The organism is Mesorhizobium sp. WSM3224 (assembly GCF_000427725.1).
Lineage (GTDB): Bacteria > Pseudomonadota > Alphaproteobacteria > Rhizobiales > Rhizobiaceae > Mesorhizobium.
The window spans coordinates 23223-48647 of the sequence record NZ_ATYO01000009.1 but is presented as its reverse complement, the minus strand read 5'-3'; the positions used below and the strand labels follow the sequence as shown (position 1 = coordinate 48647).

The 25425-nt window shown below is 64.8% G+C and carries 26 protein-coding genes; 15 read left to right on the top strand and 11 right to left on the bottom strand.

What is annotated here, in order from left to right:
- Window positions 1–42: 42 nt before the first annotated feature.
- From YU3_RS0117150 to YU3_RS0117135, 5 genes are all read right to left on the bottom strand, one after another.
- Window positions 43–1323 (bottom strand): GNAT family N-acetyltransferase, encoded by a 1281-nt coding sequence (locus tag YU3_RS0117150; protein WP_027167401.1) that lies wholly within the window; start codon window positions 1321–1323, stop codon window positions 43–45.
- Entirely contained in the window at window positions 1323–2726 is a 1404-nt protein-coding gene (locus YU3_RS0117145; RefSeq protein ID WP_027167400.1) for a lipopolysaccharide biosynthesis protein, read from the bottom strand. The genes YU3_RS0117150 and YU3_RS0117145 overlap by 1 nt, the downstream gene beginning before the upstream one ends.
- A 241-nt stretch (window positions 2727–2967) precedes the next feature.
- Window positions 2968–3420: a hypothetical protein gene (locus tag YU3_RS0117140; protein WP_156913507.1), complete on the bottom strand. Its 453-nt coding sequence runs from the start codon at window positions 3418–3420 to the stop codon at window positions 2968–2970.
- Between the two features lie 174 nt (window positions 3421–3594).
- Window positions 3595–3891 carry a hypothetical protein gene (locus YU3_RS40640; protein WP_156913502.1) on the bottom strand — a complete coding sequence of 99 codons (297 nt, stop codon included), beginning with the start codon at window positions 3889–3891 and terminating at the stop codon, window positions 3595–3597.
- The gene (locus tag YU3_RS0117135) at window positions 3869–4141 is read right to left on the bottom strand and encodes a DUF4242 domain-containing protein (protein WP_027167398.1); all 273 of its coding nucleotides are present in this window, start codon (window positions 4139–4141) and stop codon (window positions 3869–3871) included. The genes YU3_RS40640 and YU3_RS0117135 overlap by 23 nt, the downstream gene beginning before the upstream one ends.
- Window positions 4142–4485: 344 nt before the next feature.
- On the opposite strand from YU3_RS0117135, the gene YU3_RS0117130 reads away from it, so the two are divergent.
- Window positions 4486–7071, top strand: a complete 2586-nt coding sequence (locus YU3_RS0117130) for a LuxR family transcriptional regulator (RefSeq protein WP_027167397.1) — start codon at window positions 4486–4488, stop codon at window positions 7069–7071.
- Window positions 7072–7188: 117 nt separating this feature from the next.
- On the opposite strand, the gene secA is transcribed toward YU3_RS0117130, so the two are convergent.
- Entirely contained in the window at window positions 7189–9921 is a 2733-nt protein-coding gene (secA, locus tag YU3_RS0117125) for a preprotein translocase subunit SecA (protein ID WP_027167396.1), read from the bottom strand.
- A gap of 264 nt (window positions 9922–10185) precedes the next feature.
- Here secA and YU3_RS0117120 point away from each other — a divergent pair, with 264 nt between their 5' ends.
- On the top strand, window positions 10186–11112 hold the full coding sequence (locus YU3_RS0117120; RefSeq protein ID WP_027167395.1) for a peptidylprolyl isomerase: 927 nt from the start codon (window positions 10186–10188) through the stop codon (window positions 11110–11112).
- Window positions 11113–11172: 60 nt separating this feature from the next.
- On the opposite strand, the gene YU3_RS0117115 is transcribed toward YU3_RS0117120, so the two are convergent.
- Window positions 11173–11766 carry a TetR/AcrR family transcriptional regulator gene (locus tag YU3_RS0117115; protein ID WP_027167394.1) on the bottom strand — a complete coding sequence of 198 codons (594 nt, stop codon included), beginning with the start codon at window positions 11764–11766 and terminating at the stop codon, window positions 11173–11175.
- 187 nt (window positions 11767–11953) lie between these two features.
- Here YU3_RS0117115 and argJ point away from each other — a divergent pair, with 187 nt between their 5' ends.
- The 5 genes from argJ (at window position 11954) to YU3_RS0117090 (ending at window position 15174) form a co-directional block, all read left to right on the top strand.
- Window positions 11954–13195, top strand: coding sequence for a bifunctional glutamate N-acetyltransferase/amino-acid acetyltransferase ArgJ (argJ, locus tag YU3_RS0117110; RefSeq protein WP_027167393.1), 1242 nt, complete (start codon window positions 11954–11956; stop codon window positions 13193–13195).
- A complete protein-coding gene (locus YU3_RS0117105) occupies window positions 13195–13974 on the top strand; it encodes a GNAT family N-acetyltransferase (protein ID WP_198021672.1) in 780 nt (259 codons plus the stop codon). Before argJ ends, YU3_RS0117105 begins: the two co-directional genes overlap by 1 nt.
- Entirely contained in the window at window positions 13971–14393 is a 423-nt protein-coding gene (locus YU3_RS0117100) for a (deoxy)nucleoside triphosphate pyrophosphohydrolase (RefSeq protein ID WP_027167391.1), read from the top strand. Before YU3_RS0117105 ends, YU3_RS0117100 begins: the two co-directional genes overlap by 4 nt.
- Before the next feature lie 169 nt (window positions 14394–14562).
- Complete coding sequence (locus YU3_RS0117095) at window positions 14563–14883, top strand: hypothetical protein (protein WP_027167390.1); 321 nt, start codon at window positions 14563–14565, stop codon at window positions 14881–14883.
- A gap of 105 nt (window positions 14884–14988) precedes the next feature.
- Window positions 14989–15174 (top strand): Flp family type IVb pilin, encoded by a 186-nt coding sequence (locus tag YU3_RS0117090; RefSeq protein ID WP_027167389.1) that lies wholly within the window; start codon window positions 14989–14991, stop codon window positions 15172–15174.
- Window positions 15175–15206: 32 nt separating this feature from the next.
- On the opposite strand, the gene YU3_RS0117085 is transcribed toward YU3_RS0117090, so the two are convergent.
- Window positions 15207–16079 (bottom strand): methyltransferase domain-containing protein, encoded by an 873-nt coding sequence (locus YU3_RS0117085; protein ID WP_027167388.1) that lies wholly within the window; start codon window positions 16077–16079, stop codon window positions 15207–15209.
- 64 nt (window positions 16080–16143) lie between these two features.
- On the opposite strand from YU3_RS0117085, the gene YU3_RS0117080 reads away from it, so the two are divergent.
- The 4 genes from YU3_RS0117080 to YU3_RS0117065 all read left to right on the top strand — a co-directional run bounded on the left by YU3_RS0117080 (window position 16144) and on the right by YU3_RS0117065 (window position 18571).
- Window positions 16144–16944 (top strand): ComF family protein, encoded by an 801-nt coding sequence (locus YU3_RS0117080; protein WP_027167387.1) that lies wholly within the window; start codon window positions 16144–16146, stop codon window positions 16942–16944.
- 72 nt (window positions 16945–17016) lie between these two features.
- Window positions 17017–17280, top strand: a complete 264-nt coding sequence (gene grxC, locus YU3_RS0117075; RefSeq protein ID WP_027167386.1) for a glutaredoxin 3 — start codon at window positions 17017–17019, stop codon at window positions 17278–17280.
- Between the two features lie 2 nt (window positions 17281–17282).
- Window positions 17283–18149, top strand: coding sequence for a carbon-nitrogen hydrolase family protein (locus tag YU3_RS0117070; RefSeq protein WP_027167385.1), 867 nt, complete (start codon window positions 17283–17285; stop codon window positions 18147–18149).
- Window positions 18146–18571 (top strand): DUF1178 family protein, encoded by a 426-nt coding sequence (locus YU3_RS0117065; protein WP_027167384.1) that lies wholly within the window; start codon window positions 18146–18148, stop codon window positions 18569–18571. The genes YU3_RS0117070 and YU3_RS0117065 overlap by 4 nt, the downstream gene beginning before the upstream one ends.
- Before the next feature lie 184 nt (window positions 18572–18755).
- Here the strand turns inward: YU3_RS0117065 and YU3_RS0117055 are convergent, their stop codons facing one another.
- Entirely contained in the window at window positions 18756–19253 is a 498-nt protein-coding gene (locus YU3_RS0117055) for a MarR family transcriptional regulator (RefSeq protein WP_027167383.1), read from the bottom strand.
- Window positions 19254–19362: 109 nt separating this feature from the next.
- On the opposite strand from YU3_RS0117055, the gene YU3_RS0117050 reads away from it, so the two are divergent.
- Window positions 19363–20289 (top strand): DMT family transporter, encoded by a 927-nt coding sequence (locus YU3_RS0117050; protein ID WP_027167382.1) that lies wholly within the window; start codon window positions 19363–19365, stop codon window positions 20287–20289.
- 149 nt (window positions 20290–20438) lie between these two features.
- Window positions 20439–20948 (top strand): flavin reductase family protein, encoded by a 510-nt coding sequence (locus tag YU3_RS0117045; protein ID WP_027167381.1) that lies wholly within the window; start codon window positions 20439–20441, stop codon window positions 20946–20948.
- Window positions 20949–21113: 165 nt separating this feature from the next.
- Here YU3_RS0117045 and ubiG read toward each other — a convergent pair whose 3' ends face one another.
- Entirely contained in the window at window positions 21114–21863 is a 750-nt protein-coding gene (gene ubiG / locus YU3_RS0117040) for a bifunctional 2-polyprenyl-6-hydroxyphenol methylase/3-demethylubiquinol 3-O-methyltransferase UbiG (RefSeq protein ID WP_027167380.1), read from the bottom strand.
- 243 nt (window positions 21864–22106) lie between these two features.
- Between ubiG and YU3_RS0117035 the strand changes: the two genes are divergently transcribed.
- Both YU3_RS0117035 and YU3_RS38660 read left to right on the top strand, forming a co-directional pair.
- Entirely contained in the window at window positions 22107–22673 is a 567-nt protein-coding gene (locus tag YU3_RS0117035; RefSeq protein ID WP_027167379.1) for a putative glycolipid-binding domain-containing protein, read from the top strand.
- 112 nt (window positions 22674–22785) lie between these two features.
- A complete protein-coding gene (locus YU3_RS38660; protein ID WP_156913501.1) occupies window positions 22786–25017 on the top strand; it encodes a diguanylate cyclase in 2232 nt (743 codons plus the stop codon).
- 13 nt (window positions 25018–25030) lie between these two features.
- Here the strand turns inward: YU3_RS38660 and YU3_RS36695 are convergent, their stop codons facing one another.
- Window positions 25031–25327 carry an antibiotic biosynthesis monooxygenase gene (locus YU3_RS36695; RefSeq protein ID WP_051333972.1) on the bottom strand — a complete coding sequence of 99 codons (297 nt, stop codon included), beginning with the start codon at window positions 25325–25327 and terminating at the stop codon, window positions 25031–25033.
- Between the last annotated feature and the right edge of the window lie 98 nt (window positions 25328–25425).

The window sequence follows — 25425 nt, the reverse complement described above, 5'->3', positions numbered from 1 at the left end:
GGTCTGGCCGCCGCAAGCCATAGCTTGTGTCCCGCCGTTGATCTAGCGCCTTTTCAAGAGGCTTCGCATGCGGTTGCGCAGGATGCGCGCCATGTTGCGGGTCTCGCGGTAGAGGTGCAGCTGCGAGGCCGCCTGCCGGGCCAGCCGGTCGGCGTCCGGCGTCAGCCCGATCACCAGCGTGCCCATCGGCTTGCGTTCGCTCCACAGGCGGCTCATCACCGGATGGTCCGGAACCGAGCAGGAATCGGTCATGACGATGTTGGGATCGTCGAGATGCTGCCTGGTCACCTCGATCATCAAAAGCGTGCCCGGCGAAAAGGCGGCCAGCGTTTCGTCATAGGCCGTCTTCCAGGTGTAGGCGACGCCGGCCTCGACGAAGACGACCAGGCAGGCGATGGCGCGGCCGTCGAGCGTCAGCAAATGGATGCGGCACATGTCGTGTTCGGCCAGCTTGTGCACGGCCTCGCGGGCGAAGGCGGCGCGGTAGCGGTCGATCGCCATCGCGGTGCGTTCGCGGCCTTTCCAGCCGGCCGCCTCCAGTGTCAGGAAGTTTTCGATAGCGTGGCGGATCTCGTCCGGCCCGCGCGCCACAATGTGCTCGAGCTTGCCGAGATCGGCTAGACGCCGCTTCAGGCGGCGGAATTCGCGATAATGGTGGGCGCGCAGCGAGGCCTTGAGATAGTCTTCGCTGTCGGCATCGCTTTCAAGCACCGGACGCTCGACCTTGCCGGTGGTCACCATGGTCAGACTGCGGCTGTCGGCAAAGGAGGTGAGCAGGCTCGCCACCGCGCCGTCGAGCTTGATGTCGGGCAGTACGAAGACCCTGGGCAGCTTGAGATGCGGCCTCGACAGCATCGAGAAGAAATCCTCGATGACGCCGATCGGATCGTCGCGGTCGACCAGCGGCGTGCCCAGCGGGCCGAACGGGCTCGACCATGTGCGCATCACCGGGACGCCGAGCGGGATCGCCGGCCGCTCGACCGAGAACGGCACCAGAAGCCGCAACCGGTTGCGGTACTCGTCGCCGTCGCGGATGACGGCCAGCCGCACTTCCCGGTCTTCCAGCCGGGGCATCGCCGGCGCCAGGAAGCGCGGGTTGAAGAAGACGTTGGGCTCGATCGTGCGGGCGCTGAGATAGTCGAGCTCCTCGACAAGGTCGAAGCCGGCCGAAGCCGGATAGATGGCGAGCTTGCGCTCCGGCCTGTTGCTGGCGAAGAGCTCGATATGGGCGGGGTCGACTTCGCGCGCCAGGCCGGCAAGGTTGGAGACCATGGCGCCGGCCGGGCCGCCGCTGGTCTCTTCGAGCAACGGGACGGCGGCCATCAGGCGACTTCCTTTTTTGCGGGCACGAAGATCGCCATCACGATGCCGAGTTTGCGCCAGACGGTGAAGGAGAGCGCGCTGGCCTCGAAGACCATGGCGAGGCTGGTGGCGATTGCCGCGCCCCAGAGGCCGAAGAGCGGGATCAACAGCACGTTGAGGCTGATATTCAGGGCAAGCGTCATGGCATAGACGGCGGCGCAGATGTTCTGGTTGCCGCTCATGGTGAGCAGGCTTTCGCACGGGCCGACGGCGGCGCGCGCCACCACGCCCAGCACCAGCAGGAACAGCAGCGGATAGCCGGCGGTGAATTCAGGGCCGAACAGCACCAGCATCGGCTCGCCCAACGCCAGCACCAGCAGCGCCATCAGCAGCGACGGCCAGAAGGTCCAGGAGACGGTCTCGCGGGCGAAGGCGGCAAGCCTGTGCGGCTCGCCATGGGTGAACTGCGCGTAGCGCTGGGCAACGCCGGCCTTGACCGCGAAATAGACGAAATGCACCAGCGCCAGCGTCTTCACCGTGGCGAAATAGACAGCGACATCATTGGGTTTGAGATAGGCGCCGACCATCAGCACGTCGGCATTGGTGAGCAGGAAGAAGAAGCCCTCGACAAGGAAGATCGGCAGCGAGACGAGGATCCAATGGCCGAAATGCACGGCCATCGGCCCCGCCGGGATCTTTTTCTCCATGCGCGAGGTGACGGCCATCAACTGGCCGAGCGTCGTGACATAGGTGGCGGCGATCGAGGCGAAGATCGCGGTCTTGGCGTCGGGCACGTAGTGCATGGCCAGCATCAGCGCCATGAACGCCAGGATCAGCACCGGCCGCACCAGATAGGTTGGCGACAAAGCCAGCAGCGCCCAGGAATTGGCGCGTGCCAGCCCTTGCATGAGATCGCCGAGCGCAATCATCGGCAGGCAGATGACGCCGAGGATGAAGGGAATGACGTAGTAGCTCTCGATCCAGCCCGAGCATAGCCAGACGCCAAGCGCGCCCAGCCCGGCGATCAGGGTCGAGGCTATGAGCACGAACAGGCGGCTGGCGAGCACGATGCCGCGCAGCTCGGCCAGCATGCCGCGCTCGCGATATTCGGGAATGAAACGGATGACCGAGGTATGGAAGCCGAGGCAGGCGATATTGCCGACGATGACCATCGTCACCCAGACCAGCACCGATATGCCGTATTCGAACGAGCCCATCCAGCGCGCCATCAGCACCTGGCTGACAAAGGCGATGAAGGCGCTGACGATACGGATCGAGAAGGCAATCAGCGACATGCGCCCGGCTTCGCCGCGCTCGTCGGCGGTGGAGAGGACGGCATCGATACGGCCAAGCAGCGGCCGCATGCGCAGCGCCCAGCGCTGCGGCAGGAACCGCCCGGCAGTCGTTGCCGCGGAAAAGCGCACCCCGAATAGTCTCCGTTTTCCGCCTGTTTCCAAGGTTTCGGTGTATGCGAAACACATTAAGAAACGGTTGGGTGGAGAGCCGGTGCGCGTAGCCGCCGAAAGCTAGAAAGGCGAGCGAGCGCCGGGGATTGCCCGCAGGCAAGGGGAGCCAGCCGGCGCTTCGCTCGCCCCTCCCCTGCCAAGGGGAGGGCGCGACACCGGGGCAAAGCCCGATGTTCGATGTTCCACAGGGAGAACGGGCTTACATCCCCTGCATCGCGTCGCACGAGACGTTCGGGTTCATATCGGCGAAGGCGCCGGTCGGGTTCCGTTTCCAGGCCCAGACATGCAGCTCGTAGAACGGGCCGAGACCGTAGCGGTTGGGCGCGGTGTTGAAATTGAACAGATGGCCTTCGAGGGAGGCCGGGCCTTTCGCGGTGATATATTCGACGGCGATCAGCTTCAGCTTGCCGTTGGCCATCGGTTCGTACATCACCGCTTCCGGCTTGGCGACGTCGACGGCGTCGTCCTTCAGATAGGCGGCGTTGACGTAGTGGATGCCCATGGCGCCGCCGGTGAGGCCGCTGGCGCAAGGGATCGGCGCATAGCCTTCGGCCTTGGCAACCGCGATGTCCTCGAAGCGGCTGTCCACCGCCCGCACCTTTTCGGCGAGCGGATTGACGGTTTCGGCCGTGGCAGCGCCGGCTATCAGCATGACGATCGAGGCAGAAGCGCCGATGAAGCATCTGGTCAAGGTTTGAATACTCATTTGTCTCTCCAATTGGGGTGGAGGCGCGCAAGCGGCGGGCCGGCCTGTCAAGGCCAAACTCCGCACGCCGGCGATGCCTGTCGGTAAAAAGGGGGCGGACGCTGATCCATCTGTCGCGGATCAGTAGTGATGCCACCAATATTCCCAGTATTCGCGGGGCAACTCGCGCTCGCTCAGCCCGATGTCGCGCATCAGATGGTCGTCCCGGGGGGGCAGCAGCCGACGCCGGTTCCGCAGTGGCGAAAACAGTGCCGACAGGACCCGTCGCAGGAAGCCGCGCCGTGGCGCGGGAAAATCCGCCGTGGCGGATATTCCCGCGCTGTCCGGCAGGACATCAGGTCCGCCATAGACAGGAACGACATGGTCCTCATCGCTCTGCCGTTCGCCCGCCGGATCAGCGATAAAAGTAAGGGTCAAGGACCCGCACCTCCGTGATCTTGTCAACGGGAAGCGAGTTCTTCTGCGCCGTGCTGCGGATCGCCTCCGGCGAGGGCGCGTCGTAGATGCAGAAGCTCTTGCCCTTGTCGGGCGAGACGAAGGACTGCACCCAGGTGACACCCTTCTCGGCATTGCGGGCGATGACGCCGCCCACCGCGGTGGCGCCGGCATCGTTCATGGGTACGTTCAGGCCTTCCGGGAAGGTGCGTTCAACGAGATAACGTGGCACGATCGTCTTTCCTTTCGTGATTGGACGAAAGCGCGTCGCGCCGAAATGGATTCAAGCGCCGCGCCTTAAGTCCCTGTTTTGATGCATGTCATTCGCCCAAAACCGCTGCGCGGTTTGGGCGACATGCACCAGGCTCGTTTCGAGCGAGGCAATCCCACCATGTCCGGAAACGCCGTGCATCGGAGCCATTCCCCATTTTGGCCGGGACGATTCCCTATCTTTGGGACGTTTTATGTGGAAGATGGCACTTCAATGTGTGGAAAGTCACATTGCTGTGCCGTTTCCCAGTTTATCGCGGCGGCGACCCGCCAAGATGGAAATTCCGGTTTCGCGAGAGTGTGACGATGCTTCTGGAACGGCAGCCGCAGCTGCAGCAGATGGACGCCTTATTGGCAGAGGCAACAGGGGGACGCGGCCGCATTGTGGCGCTGTCGGGTGAGGCCGGCGCCGGCAAGACGGCGCTGGTCGAGGCGTTCGCGAGCCGGCTGGGTGAGGGTCCTGCCGTGCTTCGCAGCGCCTGCGAGGACCTGTCCATTCCGGATCCGCTGGGGCCGCTCTACGACCTGGCCCGCGAAGCGCAGTGGGAAATGCCGCGAGCGCTCGATGGCCGCCAGGTGCAGCGGCTGCCACTGTTTTCCGAGGCGCTCGACGTCTTCGAGGCAAATGGCTCGAGCGTGCTCGTCATCGAAGACCTGCATTGGGCCGATGACGCGACGCTCGATTTCGTGCGCTTCCTCGGCCGGCGTATTGCGAACACCCACATCCTGCTTCTGATCACGGCACGCACCGACCGCAGCGAAGGGCAGATGCGCGTGCGCCGGGCGCTCGGCGAAATCCCCGCCGGCAATATCCAGCGCATCGAAGTGCCGTTGCTCAGCGAAAGCGCGGTGCTCTCGCTTGCCGCGGCCGCCGAGCGCGACGGTGACGCAATCTACCGGGCGAGCGCCGGCAATGCGTTCTTCGTCACCGAGCTGCTCGCCGCGGAATGCGATGGCGCATTGCCGGCGAGCGTGCGTGACGCCGTGCTGGCGCGCGCCGAAAAATTGTCGCCGGGCGCCCGCTCGATGCTCGACGCGGTCTCGGTGTTTCCGCGCCGCGCGGACGCATGGGCGCTCAGCGGGCTTTGCGGAATTGCCGCTGCCGGCCAACTCGCCGAATGCGTCTCCAACGGCCTGCTCGAGGATTTCGGCGACGGCTACGCCTTCCGGCACGAGATCGCGCGCACCACCATAGAGATGGCGCTGACGCCGAGCCGCCGGCGTGAATACAATCAACGCGCGCTTGCAGCGCTGCAGGAAAATCCTCACGTCGCCACCGCGAGGCTGGTGCACCACGCCGTCGAAGCGCAGAATTTTGAAGCGGTGCGCGAGCTGGCGCCGCTCGCGGCGCGCGAGGCCTCCCGCATCAGCGCGCATCGCGATGCGGCCGGCCACTACGAGGTTGCCTTGCGATATGGAGACGCCCTCCCGATTGCGGAGCGGGCGGAGCTTTATGAAGGACATGCGTTCGAGTGCCACCTGATCGGCCGCATTGAAGCGGCGATGGAGGCGCAAGAACAGGCGCGCCAGTTGCGCCAGACGCTGGGCGACCGGGTCAAGGAGGGTGACGGCCTCAGATGCCTGTCGCGCTTTGCCTATCTGCTCGGCGATCGCAAGGCCGCGGACCGGTTCGCAGGACAGGCCGTGGAGCTTCTGGAAACGGCGCCCGACAGTGCCGAACTCGCCATGGCCTATTCCAACCTGTCGCAGCTCGCGATGCTGGCCGAGCGGCTCGAGGACACGCTGATGTTCGGCGGCAAGGCCGTCGAGCTGGCGGAGCGGCTCAACCGGCCCGACATCCTTTGTCACGCCCTCAACAATGTCGGGGCAGCCGGGCAATGGCTGGACTTCGCCAAGGGGCGGCGCGATCTCGCCCGCAGCCTTGGAATTGCCCTTACTGGCAACTTCCAGGAGCATGCCGCGCGCGCCTTCACGAACTGCGCCTGTGTCGAGATGAACAGGCTCAACCTCAAGGAGGCGGCGGCGTTCCTGGATCGCGGCATCGGCTATTGCGTCGAGAACGATCTCGCTACCTGGCGCGATTACATGCGTGGCATGCAGGCGCAGCTTCTGCTCAGGCTCGGCCTTTGGGACGACGCCGCGGCAATGGCGCATGAGGTTGTCGACGACGAGGCAACGACACCGTTGGTGCGCTATCCGTCACTCATCGCGCTGGCGAGGTTGCGCATCCGCCGGGGGGATCCGTCGGCCGAGCCGGTTCTCGAAGAGACGAAGCTGTTCCTGGACAATGGCCTGGAGCTGCAGCGCCTCGTGCCCTTCGCCGAGGTTATGGCCGAGCTGGCGTGGCTTGGCGAGGGCGACCCGGATGAAGCGCTGCGCCTGATCGCCCTTGCCGAAGGCCTGTCGCCGACGCGGGCGGTGTTCGGTGAGCTGGCGACCTGGCGGCAGCTTTTGTCGCCCGAAAGCGATCCCGGCGAGACCGACGGCATGGCAGAGCCGCACCGCCTGCAATTGGTCGGCGACTGGCGCGCCGCCGCCGCGCTCTGGGCAAAGATGGACGCTCCGTTCGAACGGGCGCTTGCCTTGTTGCAAGGCGATGAACCGGCGCAGCGCGAGGCGCTCGACATTTTCGAGGCGCTCGGCGCAACGCCGGTGGCGCAGCATGTGCGCTGCATGATGCGACAAAGCGGTGTGATCCACATTGCGAGGGGGCCGAGGCAGGCGACGCGCGCCAACCAGGCGGGCCTCACGCAGCGCCAGATGGAGGTCCTGCAGCTTATCGAGCGAGGCTTCTCAAACAAGAAGATCGCCGCGCATATGGCCATCTCGCCGAAGACGGTCGATCACCATGTTTCGGCGGTGCTGGGGAAGCTGGAGGCGGTCTCGCGCGGCGAGGCCGCGGCCGCGGCGCGTGCGTCGGGGCTGGTGTGAGTCTTGGTAAGTGGGGAAGCCTGAAACAAGTCCGGCGTTTAGATCGCTACGCCGGCGCCGCCCCACATCCGCCCTTCGGGCACCTTCTCCCCGCAAGCGGGGAGAAGGAAATAAGCGTCAGGCGAAGGTGCCGTGGCAGTGCTTGTACTTCTTGCCGGAGCCGCAGGGGCAGAGCTCGTTGCGGCCGACCTTGCCCCAGGTCGAGGGGTTCTTCGGGTCGCGGTTTTCGGGTGCGACGATGGCATTTGATTCCTGACGCACGAGAAGCGCGGTCTCGCCCCCCTGGAAATCGTCCTCGCCGGTGGATCCGTCGATATGGCTGCCGAACATCTCCGGGGTTTCGGGCGGTGGCGCGTCCGCTGCCTGGCGCACCAGCTCGACGCGCATCAGCTGCGCGGTGACGGCCTGGCGCAGATTGCCGAGCATGGCCTGGAACAGCTCGAAGGCCTCGCTCTTATATTCCTGCAGCGGGTCGCGCTGGGCATAGCCACGGAAGCCGACGACCGAGCGCAAATGGTCGAGATTGACGATGTGCTCGCGCCACAGATGGTCGAGCGTCTGCAGCACGACCGAACGTTCGACATAGTTCATCACGTCGGGGCCGAAGCGATCGGCGCGCTCCTTGGCGGCGGCGTCGGCCGCGGCCGTGATGCGCTCGCGGATGTCGTCCTCGGCGATGCCCTCTTCCTTGACCCAGTCCTCGATCGGCAGGTCGAGGTTTAGGTACTGCGCCACTTCCTCCTTGAGGCCAGCGACGTTCCACTGCTCGGCATAGGCGTTTTCGGGGATGTTCTTGGCGACGACCTCCTCGATGACGCCTTCGCGCATCTCGGCGATCGTCTCCGACAGGCCTTCGCCGTCCATGAGCTCGATGCGCTGCTCGAACACCACCTTGCGCTGGTCGTTCGAGACATCGTCATATTTCAACAGGTTCTTGCGGATGTCGAAGTTGCGCGCCTCGACCTTCTTCTGCGCCTTCTCCAGCGCCTTGTTGATCCAGGGGTGGATGATCGCCTCGTCTTCCTTGAGGCCAAGCTTCTGCAGCATGCCGTCCATGCGCTCGGAGCCGAAGATGCGCATCAGATCGTCCTGCAGCGACAGGAAGAATTTCGAGCGGCCCGGGTCGCCCTGACGGCCGGAGCGGCCTCTGAGCTGGTTGTCGATACGGCGCGATTCATGGCGCTCGGTGGCCAGGACATAGAGGCCGCCGGCGGCCAGCGCCTTTTCCTTCAGGCGCTCGACGTCGGCAATGATTTCCTTTTCCCGTGCCTCGCGCTCGGGCCCTGCGGGTATGTCGCCCAGTTCATCTGCGATGCGCATCTCGGCATTGCCGCCGAGTTTGATGTCGGTGCCGCGGCCGGCCATGTTGGTAGCGATGGTGATGGCGCCGGGCTTGCCGGCCTGGGCGACGATGGCCGCCTCACGCTCATGGTGGCGGGCGTTCAGAACTTCGAAATCCTTGAAGCCGTCCTTGCGCAGACGCTCGGCCAACTGCTCGGATTTCTCGATCGAGGTGGTGCCGACCAGCGTCGGCTGGCCCTTGGCGCTGGCCTCGCGGATTTCCTTGACGATCGCCTTGTACTTCTCTTCGACCGTCCGATAGACCTCGTCGTCCTCATCCTTGCGGATGACCGGCAGGTTGGTCGGGATCTCGGTGACCTCGAGGCCGTAGATGTTGCCGAATTCCTCGGCCTCGGTCAGCGCCGTGCCGGTCATGCCGGCGAGCTTCTTGTAGAGACGGAAATAGTTCTGGAAGGTGACGGAGGCCAGCGTCTGGTTCTCCGGCTGGATCTGCACATGCTCCTTGGCTTCGAGCGCCTGGTGCAGGCCTTCCGAATAGCGGCGCCCGGGCATCATGCGGCCGGTGAACTCGTCGATGATGACGATCTCGCCGTTGCGCACGATGTAGTCCCTGTCCTTCTGGAACAGGAGATGCGCCTTGAGCGCATTGTTGACGTGGTGGACGATGGCGACGTTCTCGACGTCGTAGAGCGACTCGCCCTTGAGCAAGCCGGCCGCGGTCAGCAAGTTTTCGAGCTTCTCGGTGCCTTCCTCGGTGAAGATCGTGGTCTTCTGCTTCTCATCGACCTCGTAGTCGGCCGGGCCGAGCTTCAGCATGAAGGCGTCGATGGTGTTGTACATCTCCGAGCGGTCCTCGAGCGGACCGGAAATGATCAGCGGCGTGCGGGCCTCGTCGACCAGGATGGAATCGACCTCGTCGACGATCGCGTAATTGTGGCCGCGCTGCACCATCTGGGCGCGCTCGTACTTCATGTTGTCGCGCAGATAGTCGAAGCCGAGCTCGTTGTTGGTGGCGTAGGTGACGTCGCAGGCGTAGGCCTCGCGGCGTTCCTCGTCGGAGAGGCCGTGGACGATAACGCCGACCGAGAGGCCGAGGAATTTGTAGACGCGGCCCATCCATTCGGAGTCGCGGGTGGCGAGATAGTCGTTGACGGTGACAACGTGGACGCCCTGGCTGGCGAGCGCATTGAGATAAACCGGGAGAGTGGCGACCAGCGTCTTGCCCTCGCCGGTGCGCATCTCGGCGATGCCGCCATTGTGCAGCACCATGCCGCCGATCAACTGGACGTCAAAGGGCCGCATGCCAAGCACGCGGCGGGCCGCTTCGCGCACCGTGGCGAAGGCTGGGACCAGGAGGTCTTCGAGCGAAGCGCCGTTGGCGAGATCCTGGCGGAATTTTTCCGTGCGGCCCCTGAGATCGGCGTCGGAAAGCGCCTGCATCTCGTTTTCCATGGCGTTGATGGCTTCGACCCTGGGCCGGGTCGACTTGACGCGGCGGTCGTTGGAGGAACCGAAAACCTTACGGGCGAGACCGCCGAGACTGACCATCCAATGGTCCTTTCGATAGCAATTTTAGTCGTTTGAGGCGGACACCGGGCGGGTCCATCAAATCCGCGTGAATGCGGACAAACGCAAAAAGCGCCCGGAAAACGGTTCTGGACGCCAAGTCGTTGGACAGATAAGAGGGGGCTCAATCGATGTCAACGCCGCGTTAGCCGTATGGGCAGCGCCAAATTCCGCCATAATCCGACTGATCTGGAACCCTTTCGCTCACGCGAACCTTATTGGCAATCCCCATTGGAGTTTATCTTGATGTCCCTGTCGTTCCGCCGCGCCTCGCTCGCCAGCCTCGGTCTGGCCTTCGGGTTCTCGGCTCTTTGCCTGTCGCCGCTGATGGCGCAGGAGACCAAGCCCGCCCAGCCGGACGCCACGGCGCCTGCAACTGCTCCCGCCGCGCCGGTTGATCCCGATGCCGTGGTTGCCACCGTCAATGGCGAGAAGCTGACCGAGGCCGATCTTCGGCTCGCCGAAGGCGAACTTTCGCAGCAGTTCGCGCAAATGCCGCCTGAACAGCGTCGCGCCGCGGCTCTTTCGGCGGCGATCGAAATCCGCGTCATGGCCAAGAAGGCGGTCGATGCGGGCCTCGACAAGGATCCGGATTTCCAGCGCCGCATGGCTTTCCTGCAGTCGCGCGCGCTGCATGGCGAGGTCGTCGAGAAGGAAGTCGTCGACAAGGTGACGGACGCCGACGTGCGCGCCCGCTACGACCAGGAAATCGCCAACACGCCGCCGGTCAATGAAATCCACGCCCGTCACATCCTAGTGAAGACGAAGGAAGAGGCCGAGGCGATCATTAAGCAGCTCGACGGCGGCGCCGACTTCCAGAAGCTCGCCAACGAGCACACCAGCGATCCGAGCGGCAAGACCAATGGCGGCGACCTCGGCTGGTTCGGCCCGGGACAGATGGTGCCGGAATTCGACAAGGCGGCCTTTGCGCTCGACGTCGGCAAATATTCGAAGGAGCCGGTGCAGTCGCAGTTCGGCTGGCACGTCATCAAGCTCGAGGACAAGCGCGCCAAGCAGCCGCCGGCATTCGACGACGTCAAGGACCAGGCCAAGCAGGCGGTGATCCGCGACAAGTATTTCGCCATGGTCAAGGATCTGCGCGCCGCCGCCAAGGTCGAGATCCCGGACGAGAAGCTCAAGAAGGACATCGACGCGCTGGAAGCCGGCAAGTAATCCGCTACCGGCAGGGTCATCCCGCAAAGGGCGCCTTCGGGCGCCCTTTCGCTTGAAGGGTCAGGCGGTCATTATTCCTCGCGTGATGTAGCGCACGGCGGCGTGGATCGCCGCCGCGTCCTCGTCGAGCCGTTTGGTGAGCAGATGCCGCCAGGCGAAGGACGCGACCAGGTCGGCGACAATCCCGGCATCGACATCTGCCGCCACCTCGCCTCGCGCCTTGGCGCGCTCGATCATTCGGCCGGTATGAGTGCGGCGGCCTTTTGAATATTCGGCAAGTGCTGCCGCGGCTGTCTCGTCCGATTGCGCCTCGGCGATCAACGAGCGGAAGATGTTGCCGGACGGGGTGTCGCGCCAATGCGCGAACAGGTTCTCGAGGAAGCCGGCGAGATCGTCCTCGATGTTTCCGGTGTCGGGCGTCTCGACGTGCTTCTGCCGCTGGTAGACCTCGATCAGCAGTGCCGCCTTGTTCGGCCACCAGCGATAGATGGTCGGTTTTCCTGCCCGCGCCCGCCGGGCGACGGCCTCGATCGAGAAGCCGGCATAGCCGGCCTCGCGCAGCACCGTCTCGGCGGCCTCGATGATGGCGTCGGCGCTCTCGGGATTGCGCCTGGCGCCGATCGATTTACGCCCGCGCGCTGCGGCCTCGCCCATCAGGGTCTTCCTTAGCCGGTGAATCTGTCGCCGATCATATTGGCTTCGCCGCTGAAACGAAACGATCCGTTTTGGGTTGCGAGATGGCTGGTCCGGCCGGTGAGGCGCGGCCAGAACGCCCTTGCGCCGGGGCCCGCTATCGGGCAAACCGGCCTTCCTTTCGCTTTATTGCCGCTCCGGGGTCACGATGTCCGCTACGATTTCGCCGCTCGCACCGAAGAAATACCCGAAGATGCCGGTCATCGAGGGTGTCCGCATCGCGACCGCCGAAGCCGGCATCAAATACCGGAATCGTACCGATCTGCTTGCCATGGTCTTCGATCCGGGCACGGCCGTCGCCGGCGTGTTCACCAGGTCGAAATGCCCCTCGGCGCCGGTCGACTTTTGCCGCCAGAACCTGCCTGCGGGCAAGGCGCGCGTCCTGGTGGTCAACTCGGGCAATGCCAACGCCTTCACCGGCAAGAAGGGCAAGGCTTCGACCGCGCTGACCGGCGAGGCGGCGGCCAAGGCCGCCGGGTGCTCCGAGAGCGAGGTGTTCCTGGCCTCGACCGGCGTCATCGGCGAACCGCTCGACGCCACCAAATTCAGCCATCTGCTCGCCGGGCTGGTCAAGGACGGCAAGCCGGACCTGTGGACCGAGGCGGCCAAGGCCATCATGACCACCGATACCTATCCGAAGGTCGCGACGGCGACGGTCAAGCTCGGCGACGCCGACGTCACAATCAACGGCGTCGCCAAGGGCGCCGGCATGATCGCGCCCGACATGGCGACGATGCTCTCCTTCATCGCGACCGACGCGCCGATCGCGGCACCCGTGCTGCAGGACCTGTTGTCCCGCGGCACCGCCAAGACCTTCAATGCCGTGACCGTCGACAGCGACACCTCGACCAGCGACACGCTGCTTTTATTCGCCACCGGCAAGGCCGCCGCGCGCGGCGCGCCGGCGATCAGCGATGCCAAGGACGCGCGGCTCGGCGCGTTCCGCCGGGCGCTCGGCAAGGTGCTGAAGTCACTGGCGCTGCAGGTGGTGCGCGACGGCGAGGGCGCGCGCAAGCAGGTCGAGGTCACCGTGACCGGCGCCAAATCGGCGCGCTCGGCCAAGCGCGTTGCGCTCTCGATCGCCAATTCGCCGCTGGTCAAGACGGCAGTCGCGGGCGAGGACGCCAATTGGGGCCGCGTCGTTATGGCGGTAGGCAAGGCCGGCGAGCCGGCCGACCGCGACCGGTTGTCGATCTGGTTCGGCGACAATCGGCTCGCGCATGAGGGCGAGCGCGATCCTGGATATTCGGAGGAAGCGACCTCGGCCTACATGAAGCGCGACGATATCAGCATCCGCGCCGATCTCGGCATCGGCCGCGGCAAGGCGACGGTGTGGACCTGCGACCTCACCAAGGAATATGTCGCCATCAATGGCGATTACCGGAGCTGATGGCGCCGGTGTCCAGACATCCGACGAGTGTGCTTGCGGTCGTGCGCCGCTACGAGGCGGCCGGCTTTCGCGCCTGGCCGGCGGCGGCCGTCCATTATGACGGGACCTGGGTGGTGCGGCTCACGGCCGGGCACCCCGCCAAGCGCCTGAACTCGGTCAATCCGCTCGATCCCGGCGACACGCACGCCATCGAAGAGCGCATCGGTCGCGCCGCAAGGCGCTTCGATGCCTATGGCCGGCCGCTGACCTTTCGCATGTCACCGCTGTCGGGGCAGGTGCTGTCGACGCATCTCGACAAGAACGGCTGGAACAGGTTCGACGAATCCCTGGTCATGCGGCTGCCGTTGAAAGAGCTCGAGCTCGGCGCGGCCATGGATCAGATTCCGCTCAAGGACATCAGCCGCTTCATCGGCGCTTCGCTCAGGACGGGCGGCTCGGATGCCGCCCTTCGGCCCGGCCTGTCCGAGGTCATCGGCGCCATCCAGCCGGAAGCGGGGCTGTTCGCGCTCGAGGACGGCAACGAGCCGCTGGCGACGCTGATCTGCGTTCATGACGGCGATCTTGCCGGCCTGTTCGAGGTCGCCACCGAAAAATCGGCGCGCAAGAAAGGCCATGGCCGCAATCTCATCCTGTCGGCGCTGAAATGGGCCCGGCTGCGCGGCGCGCGCGAGGCCTGGCTGCAGGTCGAGGCCAGCAATGTGCCGGCGCTCTCGCTCTACCGGTCGCTCGGCTTCGAGGAAGTCTATCGCTACCATTATCGACGGCCGCGGGGCGCATGAGCGAGGTCAAGCCAGCCGGAAAGCGCCTGCTGCTGGTCGCCGCCTGCGCGCTAGTCGATACCGACCGGCGCGTGCTTCTGGCGCAGCGCCCGCAGGGAAAACAGCTGGCGGGCCTCTGGGAGTTTCCAGGCGGCAAGGTCGAGCCCGGCGAGACGCCGGAGGAGTGCCTTGTCCGCGAGCTGCATGAGGAACTCGGCATAGAGACGGAGATTCCGTGCCTGGCGCCGCTCACCTTCGCCAGCCACTCCTATGACGATTTCCATCTCTTGATGCCGCTTTATGTCTGCCGGCGGTTCCGTGGCATCGCGCAGCCGAGGGAAGGGCAAGGGCTCAAATGGGTCAGGCCGCGGCAGATGCGCGACTATCCGATGCCGCCGGCCGACGCGCCGCTGATCCAGTTCCTCATCGACCTTTTGTAATTTCGCGGCCTGCGTTTGCGGCGGTTCGCCGTTTCCCCGGAACGGCGACGTTTCACACCTTTTCCTGGAGCTGCTTTAGCCAGCGTTAATGGAAGATTTATCTCGACATGAAAAATTGCGCGAAGCCGTTTCGCGCGGCGATATCGTCGATTCGACTGGGAAACACGGCATGAGCCTTGAAAGAGACTGGGACTCGATCCGGCCCGACCGAGGCTTTCGCGCGGTGGACGCGGGCATGGGCATCCTGCGGGTCACGCTTCTCTTCGGCTCGGCCGCGGTGGCGCTGGCGCTGATCGCAACGCCTTTCCTGGACAACCAGACCCGGTCGCAGAGCGCCCGCGACGGCTTCGCCGGCGGGCTCGACATGGCAGCGACCGGATCGATCGGCCATCGCACCAATACATATACGGTGCGCCGCAGCGTGCTGCAGCCGTTTCCCAGTTCAATCTGCGTCATCCGCAATGACGGCAGCCGCAGCGGCGAGTGCTGACGTGGTTAACGATTTCCTGGGATAGCGGCGTTTCACTCGCCGTTAAGCCTTTCCCGTTAACCTTTCTTAACGGGTAGGACATTAGAATTCCTGCATGAGGGATCGATGACCATGAAAAACCTGCTGCAGCAATTCATTGAAGATGAAACGGGCGCTACGGCTATTGAATATGGCCTGATCCTTACCGTGCTGTCGCTTGTAATCATTGGCGGCGTCGGCAGGGCCGCGGATGCGCTCCAGTGGCTGTTCAGCGACAACAACAGCAGGCTGGTCAACGCCTTCGCCCACTGACGACGCCGGTTAGGTATTCAAGGGCGTAGCCGTCAACGCTTCGGCGGGTTCTCCAGGATCGCCTTCAGCGAGACCTTGGCCGATCCGGGCTTGAGCGGCTTTTGCTGCGAGGCATCCGGCGCCCAGCCGGACATCCAGACAATCGAAAAGCTGGCGCGGATACGGCCGTCCGGGTCCGAGAACCGTTCGGCGTAGATTTCGGCGGCGCGGGCAAACAAGCGTCTGCTTCCTGGCCGCCTGCTGCGATCGATGAGCGCGCTGGTTTCACCCATGGCGCGCAGATCGGCGGCGAGATCGAACAGCGTATCGTAGCGCACCGTGACCGTTTCGACATCGGCGACGGGCAATGCAAGACCGGCGCGCTGCAGCAGCGCACCGGCGTCGCGCACGTCGGTGAAAGGAAGAATGCGCGGGCTCGCGCCGCCGTAAAGCTCCGTCTCTGCCGCAAGCATGCTCTCGCGCAATTCCGCCAATGTGCCGGCGCCGGCGAGAGCGCCGAGGAACAGCCCGTCCGGTTTCAGCACCCGGCGGATTTGCGCGAGCAGGCCCGGAATGTCGTTCATCGCGTGCAGCGAGAGCAGGGAGACGACAAGGTCGAGGCTGCCCCCTTCGAACGGCACGGTCTCCGGCGGCGCTACCAGGCCGGGGCCGTCGGCCAGAAGCGCTTCGTCGATCTCGACACGCATGATTTCGCCGACCTTGCCGCTGCCGGCGAGCACATCGGCCGCCGCCGACGTCTGACAAAACAGCGCGGCCGCCTTGCCGAAGCGGCGCTCGACCGCGTCCAGCCGGTCGGCAAGATCTTCCGCCGCTCGCCGCATCAGGAAATCGGCGCCTTCGACGGGGCGTGCGAGAGCCCGGCGCTTGCGCGCGAGCCAGAGCTCAGTGTCGATCAAGGGCTGCAATGAAAAGCTTCCTGTTGTCCGCACGTGCCGGAGTGATGTTAAGGTGGTGCGGGGTTCCAATCACGTGGCTGATCCGGTGCGCAAGATCAAGACCAGCGCGGTCCAAGATATGACGCGGCAGGCACTGGCCTGGCCGGCGCGCCTGTTGTTTCCGCCGGTTTGCGCCGGCTGCCGTCGCCATGTGTCGCAGCCTGGCGTGTTGTGCGGCGCCTGCTGGCCGAAGCTGAGGCTGTTGGAGAAACCCTGGTGCCCGGTGATGGGCACGCCCTTCTCCCATGACATGGGCGAAGGATTTCTTTCGGCGGAGGCGATCGCCGATCCTCCGCCCTTCGAGCGGGCGCGCGCCGCTGTCGTCTATTCGGGCGTCGCGCGGCAGATGGTGCAGGGGCTGAAATACCAGGACCGCACCGACCTTGCGCCCTGGATGGCAAACTGGATGATCCGCGCCGGGACGGAACTGATCGCGGAGGCCGATCTGGTCGTGCCGGTGCCACTGCATTGGCGGCGCTTCTTCCGGCGCCAGTTCAACCAGTCGGCGGAACTCGGGCGGGCTGTTTCAAAGCTCAGCGGGCTGCCGTTCTCGCCAGCCGCGGTCCGGCGCGTGAAGCTGACGCGCCAGCAGGTCGGGCTCGAACGGCATGAGCGCGAGGAGAATGTGCGCGCCGCCTTTCGCGTGCCGCCGGACGCCGAAATCGAGATCTCGGGCCGCCGGGTGTTGGTCGTCGACGACGTCTACACCACCGGCGCCACGGTAAGAGCGGTCGCCAAGGCGCTGAAGAGGGGTGGCGCCGGAGCGGTCGACATCCTCACGTTCGCCCGCGTCCTGCCTGGGGACTTTCGGCCCGATGAGTCCGCGACTATATAGGTTTGAGTTGTTGTTTTGCTGCATGTCGTTCTCTTACCCTCATTGGACGGCATGTATGAGGATTGCCGGTCAATGGCTGATGTGACGATCTATACCCGCATGATGTGCGGCTACTGCAGCGCCGCCAAGCGGCTGCTCGACCGCAAGGGCGTGGCCTATAAGGAGCATGATGCCTCGTTTTCGCCGGAACTGCGCCAGGAAATGATTTCCAAGGCGCATGGGCGAGCGACCTTTCCGCAGATTTTCATCGGCGACACGCATGTCGGCGGCAGCGACGACCTCCACGAGCTGGAGTCGCAGGGCCGGCTGGACACTCTGCTCGCCAACGGGAGATGATCATGGGTACTTTCAAGGCCGCCGCCGTGCAGATGCGTTCGGGCACAAGCCCGGAGCGCAACGCCGCCGACATGGAGGTACTGGTCCGGCAGGCCGCGGGCCAAGGCGCCACCTACGTCCAGACGCCGGAAATGACCGGCGCGCTGATCCGCGACAAGCAGGCGGGGGCGGCCGCCTTCACCACCGAGGACAAGGACGTGGTCGCCGCGACCGCGCGCAGACTGGCGAACGAGCTCGGCATTTATCTGCATGTCGGCTCGACCGCGATCCTGCGCGCAGACGGCAAGCTGGCCAACCGCGCGTTCCTGTTTTCGCCGGACGGCGCCCTGATCGCCGGCTATGACAAGATCCACATGTTCGATGTCGACCTCGACAATGGCGAGAGTTGGCGTGAATCCGCGTCCTACGAGCCGGGAACGGAAGCGATGGTGACCGACATCGACGGAGCGAAGCTGGGCTTTGCCGTTTGCTACGACCTGCGCTTCCCGCAGCTGTTCCGCGCCGAGGCGATGGCCGGGGCCGAGGTGCTGACCGTTCCCGCCGCCTTCACGCGCCAGACCGGCGAGGCGCATTGGCATGTGCTGTTGCGCGCACGCGCCATCGAAAACGGCGCCTATGTCATCGCCGCCGCGCAGGGCGGCCTGCATGAGGACGGGCGCGAGACCTATGGCCATTCGCTGATCATCGACCCATGGGGCCGCATCATCGCCGAGGCCGCCCATAACGAACCCGGGGTGATCGTCGCCGAGATCGATCCGGCGCAGTCCTCTGCCGCGCGCCGCAAGATCCCCAATCTGAAGAACGCGCGGGATTTCTCCGTCAACGCCGGGACAAGCGAAGCGCCGCGCCTTAGGGGTGCTGCCTCTTGATCCGCTTTTCCCTGATCTGCGAACACGAGCACGAATTCGAGGCCTGGTTCCGCAGCAATGACGACTTCGATACCCAGAAGAAGCGTGGCTTCGTCGATTGCCCGAGCTGCGGCTCGCACAAGATAGAGAAGGCGCTGATGGCGCCGGCCGTCTCGACCTCACGCAAGCAGGAAAAGGTGGCGCTCGCGATGGGCGAGGCGCAAAAGCGGGCGCTGGCGCAGCTGAAGGCGCTGGCCGAGAAGGTGCGCGAGAACGCCGACTATGTCGGCGACAAGTTCGCCGAGGAGGCCCGCAAAATCCATTTCGGCGAGACCGATCCGCGCGGCATCTATGGCGAGGCGACGCGGGAAGAAGCGCAAAGCCTCATCGAGGACGGTGTCGAATTCATGCCGATCCCGAGCTTTCCGGACGACCGGAACTGAGCCGTGTCGATATTCAGGTGATGCCGGCCTGCAAATGGCGGCTTCCTGCGCTTCCGGTGCTCACGTACTTCAAGTACGCTCCGCTCCGGTTCTCGGAAGCCACCATTTTCGACTCGGCCTGACCTGAATCTCGACACGCCTTAGTGCAAGTTCACGAAGATAGGAATCAGGACAAAGGCGTGCTCTAGGCAGCGGCCTGGCCTAGGCTGACGATCAGTTTTTCCAGCAGTTTCGCCAGCGTCTCCCGATCCTCGCGCGTCAAGCCGGCGAGGATTTCATGCTCGTTGGCGACGTGGGCGGTGAGCGCCTCGTCGGTGAGCTCGCGGCCTTTCACGGTCAGTTGCACGACAACGCCACGCCGGTCGCTGGGATGCGGCGCGCGCTGGGTCAGGCCTGCCTTCTCCAGGCGGTCGAGGCGGGCGGTCATGGCGCCCGATGTCACCATCGTCGCCTCATAGAGCTCGGTCGGCGTCAGCGCGTAGGGTTTACCCGACCGGCGCAGCGTGGCCAGAACGTCGAATTCACCGGATTGCAGCCCGAAGCGGGCGAAAACCGGCGCGAGGCGGTCGCGCGCGATCAGCGACGAGGCTTCGTTCAGCCGTCCGATCACCCCCATCGGCGATACGTCGAGATCCGGCCGTTCTTTTTGCCACTGCTCGATGGCCCTTGTCGCGCGATCCATATGTCTCACCGAAAAGTATCTTAATATTAAGAATCTTTATGCTATCTTACCTGAAGATCAGGCGGCGGCCAAGATGGATGTGGAGGAGGTAGGTGTGAAAGAAGGACCGATGAGATTTCTCTGGGATTCGGCGATTGGCCTTCTGGTGGTGACAGGCGGACTGCTCGGCATGACGCTGCCGTTCGGCAAGCTCGCCACCGCCGCCGGCGTGCCGGCCATGGTCTGGGCGTTCATCATTTCGCTGGGTGCCGGTGGTGTGCTGCTTCTGGCGCTTCTGCTGCGCGGCGAGCGCATCCGGCTGACGCCGCACAAGCTGCGCTATTTCTTCGTCACCGCCGCGATTTCCTATGCCGTTCCCAATCTTTTGATGTTCTCGGCCATTCCGCATCTCGGCGCCGGCTACACCGGCATCATGTTCACGCTGTCGCCGGTCGTCACGCTGGTGTTCTCGATCCTGCTCGGCGTCAGGCGCCCCAATCTGCTCGGCGTCCTCGGCATCGCCGTCGGTTTCGTCGGCGCGGTGATGGTCGCGCTGACGCGCGGCGAGGCCGGCCAGCCGGCCGATTATTTCTGGGTGGCGATCGGGCTGCTCATCCCGGTCAGCCTGGCCGCCGGCAACATCTACCGCACCGTCGACTGGCCGGAAGGCACTGGCCCGATAGAGCTTGCCGTCGGCAGCCATCTGGCGTCGGCGACCTTGCTTCTCCTTGGCATCCTGGCGCTATTCGGCTGGCAAGCCTTCGTTCCGCTCGGCGGCGTGCCGCTGGTGGTGGCTGGTCAGGTTGCGTCGGCCTCGGCGATGTTCGCCTTCTTCTTCCGCCTGCAAGCGGTCGGCGGCCCGGTCTATCTCAGCCAGATCGGCTATGTGGCGGCGGCCGTCGGCCTGTTCGCCGGCACGATCTTCCTCGGCGAGCACTACCAGCTTCTGACCTGGCTGGGTGCCGCCATCATCACAGCCGGTGTCTTCATCACGACCAAGGCGCAAAGCCAGAGCGGCGCGAAGCCGCAGCCGGCGCAAAGTTATCGATCCGCGTGACGCAGCTCTTCGCGGTTCGTCGCATCCTTTATCGACCATGTCGATGATTGCCCTATTTCCTTGCCCTCGTCCTGCCTATCCTCGGGCGGAAAGCCATTCGGCGGATACCTGGCGTGCTGCGATCGGCGCCTGAAGCGAAGGAAGACGCAATGTCCACATCTCAAACCGAGGGTTCCGTCAGCGTCGCGGATTTCCGCGCCGCGATGCGGCTCATCGTCGGCAATGTCAGCGTCATCACCGCAGGCGTCGGCGATGACCGCACCGGCCTCGTCGTCATTTCCGTGGTGTCGCTGTCGGCGGAGCCGCCGAAGGTGATCGCCTGCGTCAACCGCTCGTCGTCGACCTGGCCGATCATCGAGCGTTACCGGCATTTCGGCGTCAACTCGCTCGGTCCCCAGCATCAACGGGTCGCCGAGCGCTTTTCCGGCTTCGGCGGCATCAAGGGAAAGGACCGCTACGAGGGCGCCGAATGGACGACGTTGAAGACCGGCGCATCGCTGCTTACCGACGCGGTGGCCGCTTTCGACTGCAGCCTCGACGAGATGATCGACCGTGGCACCCATTCGATCGTCATCGGCTCGGTCGAAGCGGTCAGGACCCGGGACGCCGGCCAGGCGCTGATCTACTGGCGCGGCGGCTACAGACCCTTGGAAGCCTGAGGGAGTGTCGACATTCAGGTGAGGCCGGCCTGCAAATGGCGACTTCCTGCGCTTCCGGTGCTCACGTACGAAAAGTACGCTCCGCTCCGGTTCTCGGACCCCGCCATTTTCGACTCGGCCTCACCTGAATCTCAACACTCCCTGGGCAACCTTCGGGAGGACTGGTCAGACCGAAGCTTTCTCCGCCAGCACCATGTAATTGACGTCCATGTCCCTGGACCTCTGCCAGCGATCGGCCAGCGGATGATAGATGACGCCGGTGCGGTCGATCACCGTGAGGCCAGCGGCACCCAGCGCCTTTGCCAGTTCCTCCGGCCGCACCAGCTTGCCGAACTGATGTGTGCCGCGCGGCAGCCAGCGCAGGACATATTCGGCGCCGATAATGGCGAGGCCGAGCGCTTTCAGCGTGCGGTTGATGGTGGCGACGAACATGATGCCGCCCGGGCGGACCATCTGGCCGCATTTGGCGACGAACAGGTCGACATCGGCGACATGCTCGACCACTTCCATATTCAGGATGACATCGAAGGTTTCGCCGGCATCCGCCAGCGCCTCGGCCGTGGTGGCGCGATAGTCGACGCTGACGCCGGCTTCCGCGGCATGCAGCTTCGCCACTTCTATGTTGGTGGCGGAAGCGTCGGCGCCGACGACATCGGCGCCAAGCCTGGCCATCGGCTCGCACAAAAGCCCGCCGCCGCAGCCGATGTCGAGGAAGCGCAGGCCCTCGAAGGGCCGCGCCGCGCGTGGATCGCGGCCGAAGCGCGCCGCCACCTGATCACGGATATAGGCAAGCCGCACCGGATTGAACTTGTGCAGCGGACGGAACTTGCCGTTCGGGTTCCACCATTCGGCGGCAAGGGCGGAGAAGCGCTCGACTTCTCCGGCATCGATGGTCGATCGGCGGGGCTCTGGCATAGGCGGGTCTCCTCGAAGAAGTCGGGGAACGCTAGCAAGTCGGGTCCTGGGCTGGGAAAGTCAAGCCAGGTTTTTCGACTGCTGCCACGAGCACGCTGGCCACCTGAGCGGAGGCGGAGGGTGCGGGCCTCGTTCTGTCAGCATCTGGCAGCTCGATCGCTTCGCGGCCGAAACAAATCGCGCGGGCGAACGAAAAGCTAGCATGAACCAGAGCCTGGCGCGGGCTGAGACGAGAGGTGGCAGATGCGAATTCTGGCTTCGATGTTCTGGAAACGGCTCGATCCGGAGGGTCACGACGCTTGCCGACTTGCCGAGACGGCGGGCGGGCTGATCCTTAAAGGCCACGCGCTTTTCGGGCATGAAAGCGGCCCGTGCAGCCTTGCCTACGAGGTGGATTGCGACACCGGCTGGCGCACGCGCAGTGCACGAGTCGACGGTTTTTGCGGCACGCGGGAGCTGCACTACCGGATTGAGCGGCTTGCCGACGGCCAGTGGCTGCTGAACGGCGCAAGCCAGGCGGAGGCTGCCGGCCTCATAGACATCGATCTCGGTTTCACGCCGGCAACGAACCTGCTGCCGATCCGCCGCTTCGATCTAGGCGTCGGCATGGCGACGCCAGCGCCCGCGGCTTATCTCGCCTTTCCAGAACTCAGGCTTTCGAGTCTGGAGCAGAGCTACAGGCGGCTTGACGAGAGCCGCTATGCCTACGCGGCGCCGATGTTCGGCTACGATGCCGTCCTGGAAGTCTCTCCGGCCGGCTTCGTTCTCGACTATCCCGGCCTGTGGATGTGCGTCGCGCGCCCGGGTTGAGCCGTTGGCGCAGCTGTGCGGTTCTTAACATCAAATTCACTGGCTTGGCGATTTCGCGGGCGTGATCGGGATTTGGCATGTACATTGCCAGTCCGAGTATCGGGACGACCTGGTGCGGATCAGAACCCAGATCATTGCCACTCTGCTGAGCGCCGCGACCCTGATCGGGCTGGTGGGCGTCATCGCGATATTTTCACAGATGTCGCTGACCAGGTCCGCTGCGCTCGCCGAAGCGACAAGCGTGGGGCAGCAGCTTGCCGAGACAATCGCCTTCAAGGCCTCCGATGCGCCACGCCCGCTGTTCGACAGGCTCGAGGCGCTGCGTGACTTCGTGACCGCGCAGCATCGCCTTTCGAAACGCGATCTTGTCGTCGTCGATCGCGGCAAGATCATCCTGGCCGATGTCCCGGGTGAGGAACAAAATCTCGGCAAGCCGTTCGACCACGACAGCGGCAATGAAGTCGGCCGCACGCTTGACGACGGCCAGCCGCGCGACTTCGTCGAAGACAGCAAGGATGTATCGGAGGCGATCGACCTGGTTGCGGTGCCGATCGTGGTCGCGCCCGGCAAGGTCGTCGGGGCCGTTCTGTTCGAGTATACACCGCTGCTGCGCGCGGCTCAGAACCGCACCAACACAATGCTGTGGGTCGTCGGCCTTTCCACAGCCGCCGCCATGCTCATTGCCACACTCTCGGCTTTCCTGCTGCTCAGCCGTTTTGGCGCCGGCCTTTCGGGTCTCAACAAAGGCATCGAAGCGCTGGCGCGCGGAGAGGCAGGCGCGCGGATCGGCCGCGTCTCCAAGGACGAGTTCGGGAAGTTGGCGCGAGGCTTCGACAATATGGCCTCGGAGCTCGAATCGTCGCGCCGGCAACTCGTCGACCAGAAGGCCTATATCGAGGATATCGTGCACACGGTGGCCGAGGGAATCGTCGTCATCGACGGCGAGGGGCGGATCGTATCGGTCAATCCGGCCGCCGCCGACATTGCCGGGCGGCATGCCAGCAAGATCGAAGGGCACGACTGGCGCTCGGTGCTGGAGATGCGCGGACCATCGGGAGACCGGCTGGCGCAGGGCGCGTCCCCGGTCGAGCTGGCGCTCGCCACCGGCCGTCGGCATCAGGCGGAGGTGCGACTGGCAAAGCCCGACGCATCGCAGATGCCGGTGGTCGCAAGCTGCAACCCGCTCAACCGCGCCGGCGGCGGCATCGTGCTGACGCTGAGCGACATCAGCGAGCTGCGCAGCGCCGAACGGGCGGTGAGCGACCGCGCCGAAGAACTGGCGGTGCTCAATCGTGAGCTTAAAGAGACCTCGCAGGCCACCAACCGCCTGGTGAAGCTTGGCGAGCTGCTGCAGGCATGCGTCACCTTCCAGGAGGCGTTTTCCGTCGTCGGCTCGGCGATGCCGGACTTTTTCGGCGGCCTGAGCGGCACCGTGCATCTGACCAGCGCCTCGCGCAACCTGGTCGAGGAGATGGCGCATTGGGGCGACATCCGTTCAAGCGTCGGACAATTCTCGCCCGAGGATTGCTGGGCGCTGCGCCGTGGCCAGCAGCATGTCGCGGGTCCCGGCATGCTCACTCCGCGCTGCAACCATATCGTCGAAAATGGCGGCCGTGGCTATGTCTGCATGCCGTTGGCGGCACAGGGCGAGACGCTTGGCATCGTGCATCTGTGCGAGCCAGCTGCCGCCGACAGTCCGGACTGGCTCGTCGAGCAGCAGCAAGTGTTGCGCGGCGTCGTCGATACGCTGGCGCTGGCGCTGGCCAATCTGCGCCTGCGCGAAACGCTGCGCCAGCAATCGATCCGGGACCCCAATACCGGCCTCTACAATCGCCGCTATCTCGAAGAAACCAGCAGTCGCGAGCTGCGGCGCATGGAGCGTTCAGGGCAGCCCATGGCGATGGTCATGCTCGATGTCGACCATTTCAAGCAATTCAACGACACGTTCGGTCACGAGGCCGGCGATCTCGTGCTCAAGCAGGTCGCCAGCACGCTGCTCGATCACGCCCGCGAAAGCGATGTGGTATCGCGCTACGGCGGCGAGGAGTTCGCGCTGATGATGCCGGGGACATCGCTCGCCGACGCGGCAGAGCGCGCCGAGGCGCTGCGCAAGGCGATCAAGCAGCTGCATCTGACGCATCGTGGCCGCACTTTAGGCACCATCACCGCCTCTTTTGGTGTTTCCGCCTTCCCCGATCTCGGCGCCTCATGGGTCGAAATCGTCAATGCGGCGGATCGTTCGCTCTACCAGGCGAAGGCCGACGGGCGTGACCGGGTCGTTGCCGGGCTGGGCAAGGTCGATCCGGACTGGGATATTTCAACAGCCGGCCAAAAGGCGGGCTAACTGCCGCCGACGTTCAACGCGACAGCACAACCGCCGCGTGGCTCATGGCGACGCTGGCCGGCTCGATCGCCTGCATGGCCTCGCTATCGCCGATCTCGGCCGTGATGCGGTCCGCCGCCGCCCGGGCATGTTCCATGCTCTGCCACCGCACGACATCCACCCAGGCCCCATCCTCGCGTCTGCCGAGCTGCCTGCCGAGAAAGCCCGGCTGCCGGGCAAGCCAGTCGGTCATGACGCCGTTGCTGGCGACGAAGCCGGCTTCAGTGCCGGGCTTGAGGCGGAAGGTGACGATTTCCAGGGTCTCGGTCATGAGAATCTCCAAAGGCCGGTTTCGGGCAGTCTTATGGCATGGCTGGCGCCAGGAATCCGTCAGGATGAGCGGTGCCGGGCCGGCTAAAGCCGCGTTCG

What these genes read in the sequence shown, in the direction of transcription:
- YU3_RS0117070 (WP_027167385.1), top strand. Translation starts at nt 17,283, where the DNA reads ATGGGTACTTTCAAGGCCGCCGCCGTGCAGATGCGTTCGGGCACAAGC.
- YU3_RS0117050 (WP_027167382.1), top strand. Translation starts at nt 19,363, where the DNA reads ATGAGATTTCTCTGGGATTCGGCGATTGGCCTTCTGGTGGTGACAGGC.
- YU3_RS36695 (WP_051333972.1), bottom strand. Translation starts at nt 25,327, where the DNA reads ATGACCGAGACCCTGGAAATCGTCACCTTCCGCCTCAAGCCCGGCACT.
- argJ (WP_027167393.1), top strand. Translation starts at nt 11,954, where the DNA reads ATGTCCGCTACGATTTCGCCGCTCGCACCGAAGAAATACCCGAAGATG.
- ubiG (WP_027167380.1), bottom strand. Translation starts at nt 21,863, where the DNA reads ATGCCAGAGCCCCGCCGATCGACCATCGATGCCGGAGAAGTCGAGCGC.
- YU3_RS0117105 (WP_198021672.1), top strand. Translation starts at nt 13,195, where the DNA reads ATGGCGCCGGTGTCCAGACATCCGACGAGTGTGCTTGCGGTCGTGCGC.
- YU3_RS0117130 (WP_027167397.1), top strand. Translation starts at nt 4,486, where the DNA reads ATGCTTCTGGAACGGCAGCCGCAGCTGCAGCAGATGGACGCCTTATTG.
- YU3_RS0117140 (WP_156913507.1), bottom strand. Translation starts at nt 3,420, where the DNA reads ATGCTGATAGCCGGCGCTGCCACGGCCGAAACCGTCAATCCGCTCGCC.
- grxC (WP_027167386.1), top strand. Translation starts at nt 17,017, where the DNA reads ATGGCTGATGTGACGATCTATACCCGCATGATGTGCGGCTACTGCAGC.
- secA (WP_027167396.1), bottom strand. Translation starts at nt 9,921, where the DNA reads ATGGTCAGTCTCGGCGGTCTCGCCCGTAAGGTTTTCGGTTCCTCCAAC.
- YU3_RS0117115 (WP_027167394.1), bottom strand. Translation starts at nt 11,766, where the DNA reads ATGGGCGAGGCCGCAGCGCGCGGGCGTAAATCGATCGGCGCCAGGCGC.
- YU3_RS0117150 (WP_027167401.1), bottom strand. Translation starts at nt 1,323, where the DNA reads ATGGCCGCCGTCCCGTTGCTCGAAGAGACCAGCGGCGGCCCGGCCGGC.
- YU3_RS0117090 (WP_027167389.1), top strand. Translation starts at nt 14,989, where the DNA reads ATGACCATGAAAAACCTGCTGCAGCAATTCATTGAAGATGAAACGGGC.
- YU3_RS0117095 (WP_027167390.1), top strand. Translation starts at nt 14,563, where the DNA reads ATGAGCCTTGAAAGAGACTGGGACTCGATCCGGCCCGACCGAGGCTTT.
- YU3_RS0117100 (WP_027167391.1), top strand. Translation starts at nt 13,971, where the DNA reads ATGAGCGAGGTCAAGCCAGCCGGAAAGCGCCTGCTGCTGGTCGCCGCC.
- YU3_RS0117035 (WP_027167379.1), top strand. Translation starts at nt 22,107, where the DNA reads ATGCGAATTCTGGCTTCGATGTTCTGGAAACGGCTCGATCCGGAGGGT.
- YU3_RS0117120 (WP_027167395.1), top strand. Translation starts at nt 10,186, where the DNA reads ATGTCCCTGTCGTTCCGCCGCGCCTCGCTCGCCAGCCTCGGTCTGGCC.
- YU3_RS0117055 (WP_027167383.1), bottom strand. Translation starts at nt 19,253, where the DNA reads ATGGATCGCGCGACAAGGGCCATCGAGCAGTGGCAAAAAGAACGGCCG.
- YU3_RS0117045 (WP_027167381.1), top strand. Translation starts at nt 20,439, where the DNA reads ATGTCCACATCTCAAACCGAGGGTTCCGTCAGCGTCGCGGATTTCCGC.